We start from the raw sequence: 8,103 nt of genomic DNA on the forward strand, positions 1-8,103 counted from the left end.
TTCATTCGCCTACTTTAAAATGTTTTCGAATAATTCATCAGCCGGAACGATTTCTTTCGTCATTCCTTTGTCCTTCAGCCATTTATTTTGTTTCTCCCATGATTCTTTTGAATCCGATAAGAATGGCTCATCTTTCGTTTCCATCTTCTCTAATAAAATTTTCATACTTTCTTTTTCAACTTCTGGTACAAGTGGGAAGTTTTCTTTTTCTTGATGATTTAATAAAATATTTAATGCTTCATCTGGATTTTTCTTCATAAAATCATAGCCTTTTTTCGTACCACGTAAGAAAGCTTGCAGCGCTTCTTTATCTTTTTTCAACGTTTTATCACCTGTTACAAATACAAGCTCATGATAATTCGGTACACCGTAATCTGCTGGATTAAAGTATGCTGGTTCATGACCTTCATGACGCATAACAGGTACTTCATGGTTAATGTATGCCCCTGTTACTGCATCCACTTTTTTTGTAATTAGTGCCGGTACTAAGTCAAAGCCAACATCGACTACTTTCACTGTATCTGGATTACCACCAGCTTCTTTTACCATCGTTTTTAAATACATCTCACTTAGAGGTGTTCCAGAATATCCAACTGTTTTCCCCTCTAAATCTTTCGGCGATTGAATGCCTGCTGACTTCAGCGATACAACATGATTTAATGGTGAACGTACGACAGCTCCAATTGATTTCACTGGAATTTGTTCATTTGCTTTTGCCATGACAACATCAGGCTGATAATATAAGCCCACTGTTACTTTTCCTGCAGCTGCTAAAGTTAATGGGTCAGTCGGATTGGAAGGGAATTTAATATTCACCTTTACTCCTTCTTCTTTAAAGTAGCCTTTTTCAATTGCCGCATAAATAAAGCTATGTACCGCATTTGGATACCAATCAAGCATGACCGTTATTTCTTTTTCTTTTTTACTCTTATCTGATGCTGAATTACTAGAACATCCAGCGATCATTGCAACTAATAATGTAAACACAAAGATGCGTTTTAAAAATTTCATGAATGCTTCCTCCAACTAATGAATTTCTTTTCTAATACCGAAATAAGTATGACGAAGAAAATAGCTAATAATGATAACAATACAATCGGTGCAAATACACCTGCTCCGTCTAACTGCGTCATCATTCTTTTACTGAAATACCCTAGCCCAGCTTGTGCACCGAGCCATTCACCAATTGCTGCCCCAATTACACTAAGCGGAACTGCAATTTTTAAAGCTGAGAAAAAATAAGGAAGAGCAGATGGTAACTTTAATTTAAGAAAAACATCTTTTTTCGTTGCCCCGTACGTAACTAAAAGCTCTTCCCATTCTTTTTTCGTACTGCGTAGTCCATCGTACGTATTGACCGCAATTGGGAAAAACGTAATTAAAACCGTAACAACAACCTTACTCCAAATCGTATATCCAAACCATAAAACGAAAAGTGGAGCAAGCGCTGTAATCGGAATCGTTTGTGAAGCAACTAATAATGGATAAAATGCTCTCTCCATCCAATTACTCGCATTCATTAACATCGCTAGCCCTACTCCAAGTACGATAGAAATAGCTATCCCTATTAAAACGACGTATAATGTTGCCGGCAAATGAACCGTGAATAATATATCTTTTAGTTTCCATATCTTCATTACAATTGCAGACGGTGACGGTAAAATGTACATTTCATCTACGATTCTTGCGCCTACTTCCCAAAAGGCAAGTAAAATGCTAGAAAGTGTAAGGGCAGGCAATAGCTCCTTCAACCGTTTCATCATACGAGTACCTGCCTTTGTAACATACTAAGAAGCTCATCTTTAAGCGCTAACACTTCCGGCTTATATAAATCTTTTCTTGTTCGATTACGATCAAGTGGTACAACCCTCTCGGTTAAAGTAGTTATCGGTTGCTGCTCTACTACTAAAATTCGATTAGAAAGAAACAACGCTTCTTCCACATCATGAGTGATAAATAAGATTGTTTTTTCCCACTCTTTCCATTGTTCAAACAGCCATTCTTGCAAAGATGCCTTCGTTAAAGCGTCCAACGCGCTAAATGGTTCATCTAACAACAATATCTCCCCACCTGTTAATAAAGTTCGAATGAAAGATACGCGTTGCCTCATACCACCAGATAAATCTTTCGGATATTTTGTCTCATACCCTTGTAAGCCAAATTTATGTAACAGTTCCTTTGCCTTTATTTGTGCTTCTTTCTTCTGTACACCTTGGCACTCTAGCGGCAGGGCCGCATTCTCAATAATCGTTCTCCATGGCAGGAGCATGTCTTTTTGGGGCATATACCCTACAGGATGGCTCTTTGTTTCTGTCAGTTCTATCTGTCCAGTACTCGCTTCTTCTAAACCTGTAATAAGGCGAAATAAAGTACTTTTCCCGCATCCACTCGGTCCGATAATACTTACAAACTCTTTATCTTGTATAGAAGCATTTAATTCATTGATGATTGGTTTCTCATCATAATGAAAAGAAACATTATGAAACTGTAGTATGTTCTTGCTCCTCAAATCCCCACATCTCCTTACGATAGGACATATCCCAGAATAAATATTCAAATCGACTGGAATATAGGAAAATCTCCTCTAATCGATCTAGCTCTTTTTCAGACTTTCCAACTGCCATTTCATTTAATAAATCTATTAACCAAATACAAAGGTTACCGTATTCTTCAGAACTATATCCTTGAATCCACTCACCAAAGAACTCATGATCTCTTGCTCCAGGTATATCATTTAAACGCTTTCCAATTTCCCAATAGCTCCACATACATGGAAGAAGTGCTGCTATTAATTCCGCAAGTGTGCCATTTTGAGATACGGACATCATGTAATTTGTATAAGCTAAATTTTTAGCAGATGGTTTTGCTGACTCTATCTCCTCAATAGAAATTCCAAGTCTTTTTGCATACTGTTTATGGATCGTCATTTCTCCATTTAATATGCCATCAATTTGTTCAGCAAATTTCCCCATTACTTGCGGATTCGTTGCCTTTACAACACCAATCGCATACAGCTTTGCATAATCTAACAAATATAAATAATCTTGAATAATGTAATACTGAAACTTATCTTTTTCTAACGTGCCATCCCCCATACCTACTACAAACGGATGATTATGACTCATCTCCCAAACTGGTTGTACAGTTTCTAATAATCTATCGCAAAATTTCATTTCCCTATCCCCTTCCCGTATGTGTATGTAAATAAAAAACCACTTCTAAATAAGAAGTGGTTACAGCAAATAAAATTATAATTTATTCGTTGCTCCACTTCCCTTCGCTAGTATTACCTAGATCAGGTGTTATAAGGGTTAAGGATTATTCCTCTCTCAGCACAACAAGCACCCCTAGTGGTTTCAATATGAAATTTTCAAACAAAAAAGCCCCGTTTCTATACGCAAAGAAACGGGGACTCATTATTAGTGTCCGAATTGCTTCCCTACGCTAGCATAATCTAGATCAGGTAATGAAAAGGATCAAAGGCTTACGGCCTACTCTCAGCTGGCAACACCAGCTCTCCTAGCAAACTATGAAATTAACACTGTCAGTATAACATCGTAATAAGACATCATCAACTGTTTTAATTTTCTCAATTGTCAACAAAATAACAAAACTATATAATACTTATATTCCATCTTAGAAATTATTATCCTAATTAATTGGATAAAAAGGAATCATTATCCTCAAAAAATTTATTTTTATATTGATTTCATATTACATTTATGTGAATACACCCACTATATTATATCTTTATACTATAATAAAATTACAACTATACAACTAGAGGAGGTCTCTATTATATGAATATGAAAGCTACTGCTTTAACAGCAACTACTGTCGCAATTGCCTCTTTACTTCCTGCTATGGGAGAAACAAATGTACAAACAGCCAACGCTGAACAATTATCTAATGTGAAAACTGGATATGTCAAAGTCGATCAAGTAGCCTTACATACAAAAGATAACGCAAATAGCTCTTCAATTGATACAATTCGCTTTAATACGAAAGTGAACATACTTGAAACAAGTAATGGCTGGTATAAAGTATCTGTTAATAATAAAGTCGGTTACGTACAAAAAGGTGCTATTCTACTAAAAAACAAACTTCAATCTAATAATCAATACATCGTTAATGCCAATGCATTAAACGTGCGTTCTGAACCTAATTTAGAATCTTCAATTCTAGATGTATTACCAAATGGGAAATTCGTTACCATTCAAGAAGAACAAGGCGAGTGGTATAAAATTTTACATGATGGCAAAACAGGTTACGTACAAAAAGCATTTGTGTCTAATGGTTCACAGCCTTTAGTAAAAGGTATCACAGTTCAAAATAATACGAAATACACAGTTGCAACACCTAAACTTAATGTACGTAGCAACGCTAGTACAAGTAGTTCACTACTTGGTTCATTACAAAATGGTACACAAATACAAGTAGTGGAAACTGTGGGAACTTGGTATAAAATTCGTTTTGGCACGGGATACGGATACGTGGCAAAACATTATGTGACGCAAAATCAAACGCAAGCACAAGCACAAACAGCTCAACCTACTTCCATTCCAGCTGTTTTCAAATTCCCTACTCAAGGAAGAATTAGCTCAACCTTTGATATACGCTGGGAGCAAATGCATTATGGTATAGATATTGCAGCTCAAGGTAATGTCCCTATCCAGGCGGCAGCTGCAGGTAAGGTTGTGAAATCATATTATTCAGCTAGCTATGGCAATGTTGTATTCATCGCCCATCAAATAAATGGGAAATTATATACAACAGTCTATGCTCACATGAAAGATCGCACTGTACAAGCTGGTGATCAAGTACAAGCTGGACAATTAGTAGGTCATATGGGAAACACAGGTCATTCATACGGGCAACATCTTCATTTTGAATTACATAATGGAGAGTGGAATTTTGAAAAAACAAATGCAGTAAACCCACTGCCATATTTAGTTAGGTAAATTATATGCCACGCAATATCAATATACCTCTCTTAATTGAATACTTAGCCTTTTTAGGTTTAATCTGTTGTTTAATCATTTACAATACAAACACTGTATTTTTATCTATTATCATTGCTTTTGTTGCTTTAGAAATTATGATGGAATCTTTTCAAGTACAACTAAAACAAAAAATTGCCCATATATATAATGCCATCTTTCTATTAAGTGCCCTAATAACCAATATTATTAGTAACGGTTTTTATTTATCTACCGTATTCCCTGTATTGTTTATGGCTGTTTTATTATTCATAGCCAGATACATCAATGTCCCTAATAACAAAAAACACGAACAAGAAGCTTAGAAAGAGGAGACACTGTGTACCGATCTTTCAAAGATAATCCGCTAAAATATATATTAAATTTATATAAAAAAACAAATACTTTTTTTGGTATTCAAGGAAGCAATACGGCACAATTTCTCCTTTATGGAATGTTATTTCTCGTCTTAATTGCGTTCTCCTTGCTTTACTAATAAAAAAAGGATCTCACATAAACTTGAGATCCTTTTTAATTTATATAGAAAATTCTCTTTATCCACAAGCATATTTTTCATAAATAAAGCTAAGATTATATTTTTTTTCTAAGCTCATTCTTTGTTCATCATCACACCAATAGAACAGAATGTCATGAATTGTTGCATAACGCTTATTTTTAAGAAATAGTTTAAAGAATGATGGTAAACAATCATGTAATTGTATAAATATATAATTGCGTAATATTTCTTCTTTATATTCAATGCCCTTACAAATATACAGTAATTCTTCACAATAATATGCATGTTGTGGAACTTGAATCATTTCGAAAAATGGCACATATGATAATAACTTCCCGATAAAATGATCATATCGATCCATTATTCCTATCGTCATATGCTCCATCATTTCTTTCATTACATATAAATAATCATCTACATGAGTAGTCTTGAGTGGATCTAATCGATCTGAAATTTGAGAAAGTACAGCTCTTTGACAAGCTAACACCGCTTGACTAGGTCCATAATATGATAGGAAGTCTGTACACTTACGATATTTTCGTAATAAGTCATGTGTATATAAGTCATACACGAAAGTATTACAATACATCGCTAAACTCATCATATCACTATTTAATTGCTCTTTTGATAGTGATTTAGCTCTCTTACACATATAAAAGAATGTAAATTCCAATACTTCTTTATGAGATAATAGATGCTTACAATCCGTTATACATTTCTCATTAAATTTAACTCTATCCCAAATTTCTACATCCCCATCAGTCAATTCACCAATACGATATTTAATAATTAAATAGTTTAAAGCAACTGCTTGCGTCAAAAGATCCCACGTTTCATATTCCAATGAAGTGTGAACAAACTCAGTTAGTCCTTGAGTGATCATAAAAGTATTTGCTTCTTCATACCAACCAATCTCTTGGCATAAGCGAAGAATACGTACTAGAGTTGGAATTTCATCTTTATGAAACTGCGGTAAATTCTTTACTTTATTCATTCCATATACGATAAATGCCGCTAAATTTTCTTCTTTATAAAATTCTTTTTCTTTCCACGCTAATATAGTTCGTTCTTTCCCTTCACCTTTTGGATGACAAGGTACAAGCAAAGAAAATAATTCAGCGAAATTATTTGGTTCTATATATGTATCTGTAACCAAATTCCAATTTGGATCGCGCTGTACAGCCCTCATATAATTCCCCTTCCCTTTTGTCTACATAGGAAATATTAATCCATTATTACATCATTAACAATGAATATTGTTATATTCAAAATCTTTCATAATACTTATATCTATCAGTATATCATTTTTTCTCTTATTTAAAATTAGGAATGACAAATTTAAAAAAACTGTCGAAATTACTAACTGTATACTTATATTATATAATGTCTCAGATACATCATGCTAACATATTAGTTTAATCCATATACTAGAATAATGCATCTGATTTTGACACGTAACTTATCCCACTAATGAAAGTCTCTCTTCACTCCGTGTGCTCCGAGATTTCACTTAGAGCAAATCCAGCTTGATCATCTGCCGATTCTTTTATGGCTAAATCACCTAGTGCTAGCATCCCAACAAGTTGACCACCTTCAACTACTGGTAATCGTCTAATTTGATACTGTGCCATTAACTCTGTAGCTGTTTCAATAGAATCATCTGGAGAAACTGAAACAATGTTTGTTGTCATTACATTTGTAATTTTATTAGATCCAGGATGTTTCTCAGCAATCCCACGAATAACTAAATCTCGGTCCGTAACAAGCCCAACAACTTGCTCATTTTCAACAACTGGAATCAATCCAATCGATTCTTCTTTCATCTTTACAGCAGCCTCATATACATTGTCTAGCGGTGTACAATGTACAACATGAGTACTCATAAAGTCTCTCACTCGTGTCATTTTTGTCTCCTCCTTTTTATACATACCATAGCTTTTCCTAAATTCCTTTATTTATTTCAGGAAAATCAGTTGATAACAGAGGATTCTACAAAATAAAAAAGAGTCAGCATATTGCTGACTCTTTTTTTTATGACCCGTACGGGATTCGAACCCGTGTTACCGCCGTGAAAGGGCGGTGTCTTAACCACTTGACCAACGGGCCATGGCTCCGCAGGTAGGACTCGAACCTACGACCGATCGGTTAACAGCCGATAGCTCTACCACTGAGCTACTGCGGAATAATATATGGTGGGCCTAAATGGACTCGAACCATCGACCTCACGCTTATCAGGCGTGCGCTCTAACCAGCTGAGCTATAGGCCCATATACTTACAGGGGCAGTAGGAATCGAACCCACACTGGAGGTTTTGGAGACCTCAGTTCTACCTTTAAACTATGCCCCTAAATGATGCCGACTAGAGGACTTGAACCCCCAACCTACTGATTACAAGTCAGTTGCTCTACCAATTGAGCTAAGTCGGCATAAAAAAATGGTGGCTCGGGACGGAATCGAACCGCCGACACGAGGATTTTCAGTCCTCTGCTCTACCGACTGAGCTACCGAGCCAACATAAATGGCGGTCCCGACCGGGGTCGAACCGGCGATCTCCTGCGTGACAGGCAGGCATGTTAACCACTACACCACGGGACCATTTGGTTGCGG

Annotated in this window: 8 protein-coding genes, 7 tRNA genes and 2 riboswitches; of the genes, 2 read left to right on the top strand and 13 right to left on the bottom strand. The window is 35.8% G+C overall.

The window, feature by feature from the left end; translation table 11 throughout:
* Window positions 1-9: 9 nt before the first annotated feature.
* Genes MR115_RS20090 through tenA form a run of 4 tightly spaced genes read right to left on the bottom strand, consistent with a single transcriptional unit; the run spans window position 10 to window position 3,173 of the window.
* Window positions 10-1,011, bottom strand: coding sequence for an ABC transporter substrate-binding protein (locus MR115_RS20090; RefSeq protein WP_063263445.1), 1,002 nt, complete (start codon window positions 1,009-1,011; stop codon window positions 10-12).
* Window positions 1,008-1,760, bottom strand: a complete 753-nt coding sequence (locus tag MR115_RS20095) for an ABC transporter permease (protein ID WP_097863327.1) — start codon at window positions 1,758-1,760, stop codon at window positions 1,008-1,010. Before MR115_RS20095 ends, MR115_RS20090 begins: the two co-directional genes overlap by 4 nt.
* Window positions 1,760-2,509, bottom strand: a complete 750-nt coding sequence (locus MR115_RS20100; RefSeq protein ID WP_001256807.1) for an ABC transporter ATP-binding protein — start codon at window positions 2,507-2,509, stop codon at window positions 1,760-1,762. The genes MR115_RS20095 and MR115_RS20100 overlap by 1 nt, the downstream gene beginning before the upstream one ends.
* Window positions 2,478-3,173, bottom strand: a complete 696-nt coding sequence (gene tenA, locus MR115_RS20105) for a thiaminase II (protein ID WP_000666826.1) — start codon at window positions 3,171-3,173, stop codon at window positions 2,478-2,480. Before tenA ends, MR115_RS20100 begins: the two co-directional genes overlap by 32 nt.
* An 82-nt stretch (window positions 3,174-3,255) precedes the next feature.
* Window positions 3,256-3,359: riboswitch (TPP riboswitch) on the bottom strand.
* Window positions 3,360-3,419: 60 nt separating this feature from the next.
* A riboswitch (TPP riboswitch) is annotated at window positions 3,420-3,531 on the bottom strand.
* A 269-nt stretch (window positions 3,532-3,800) separates the two neighbouring features.
* Here tenA and MR115_RS20110 point away from each other — a divergent pair.
* Window positions 3,801-4,961 (top strand): SH3 domain-containing protein, encoded by a 1,161-nt coding sequence (locus MR115_RS20110; RefSeq protein WP_242242542.1) that lies wholly within the window; start codon window positions 3,801-3,803, stop codon window positions 4,959-4,961.
* Window positions 4,962-4,966: 5 nt separating this feature from the next.
* Window positions 4,967-5,305, top strand: coding sequence for a hypothetical protein (locus MR115_RS20115; RefSeq protein ID WP_097818517.1), 339 nt, complete (start codon window positions 4,967-4,969; stop codon window positions 5,303-5,305).
* Window positions 5,306-5,533: 228 nt separating this feature from the next.
* On the opposite strand, the gene MR115_RS20120 is transcribed toward MR115_RS20115, so the two are convergent.
* The 9 genes from MR115_RS20120 to MR115_RS20160 all read right to left on the bottom strand — a co-directional run bounded on the left by MR115_RS20120 (window position 5,534) and on the right by MR115_RS20160 (window position 8,091).
* Window positions 5,534-6,685, bottom strand: coding sequence for a DUF3965 domain-containing protein (locus MR115_RS20120; protein ID WP_242242545.1), 1,152 nt, complete (start codon window positions 6,683-6,685; stop codon window positions 5,534-5,536).
* Between the two features lie 295 nt (window positions 6,686-6,980).
* Window positions 6,981-7,400, bottom strand: coding sequence for a CBS domain-containing protein (locus MR115_RS20125; RefSeq protein ID WP_097818520.1), 420 nt, complete (start codon window positions 7,398-7,400; stop codon window positions 6,981-6,983).
* Window positions 7,401-7,530: 130 nt separating this feature from the next.
* A tRNA-Glu gene (locus MR115_RS20130) sits at window positions 7,531-7,602 on the bottom strand.
* Window position 7,603: 1 nt separating this feature from the next.
* Window positions 7,604-7,678: transfer RNA gene (locus tag MR115_RS20135), tRNA-Asn, on the bottom strand.
* 8 nt (window positions 7,679-7,686) lie between these two features.
* A tRNA-Ile gene (locus MR115_RS20140) sits at window positions 7,687-7,763 on the bottom strand.
* 9 nt (window positions 7,764-7,772) lie between these two features.
* Window positions 7,773-7,843 (bottom strand) — tRNA-Trp (locus MR115_RS20145).
* Between the two features lie 6 nt (window positions 7,844-7,849).
* Window positions 7,850-7,922 (bottom strand) — tRNA-Thr (locus MR115_RS20150).
* A 9-nt stretch (window positions 7,923-7,931) separates the two neighbouring features.
* A tRNA-Phe gene (locus MR115_RS20155) sits at window positions 7,932-8,007 on the bottom strand.
* 8 nt (window positions 8,008-8,015) lie between these two features.
* A tRNA-Asp gene (locus MR115_RS20160) sits at window positions 8,016-8,091 on the bottom strand.
* Between the last annotated feature and the right edge of the window lie 12 nt (window positions 8,092-8,103).

This window comes from Bacillus cereus group sp. BfR-BA-01309 (assembly GCF_022664315.1).
GTDB lineage: Bacteria > Bacillota > Bacilli > Bacillales > Bacillaceae_G > Bacillus_A > Bacillus_A mobilis.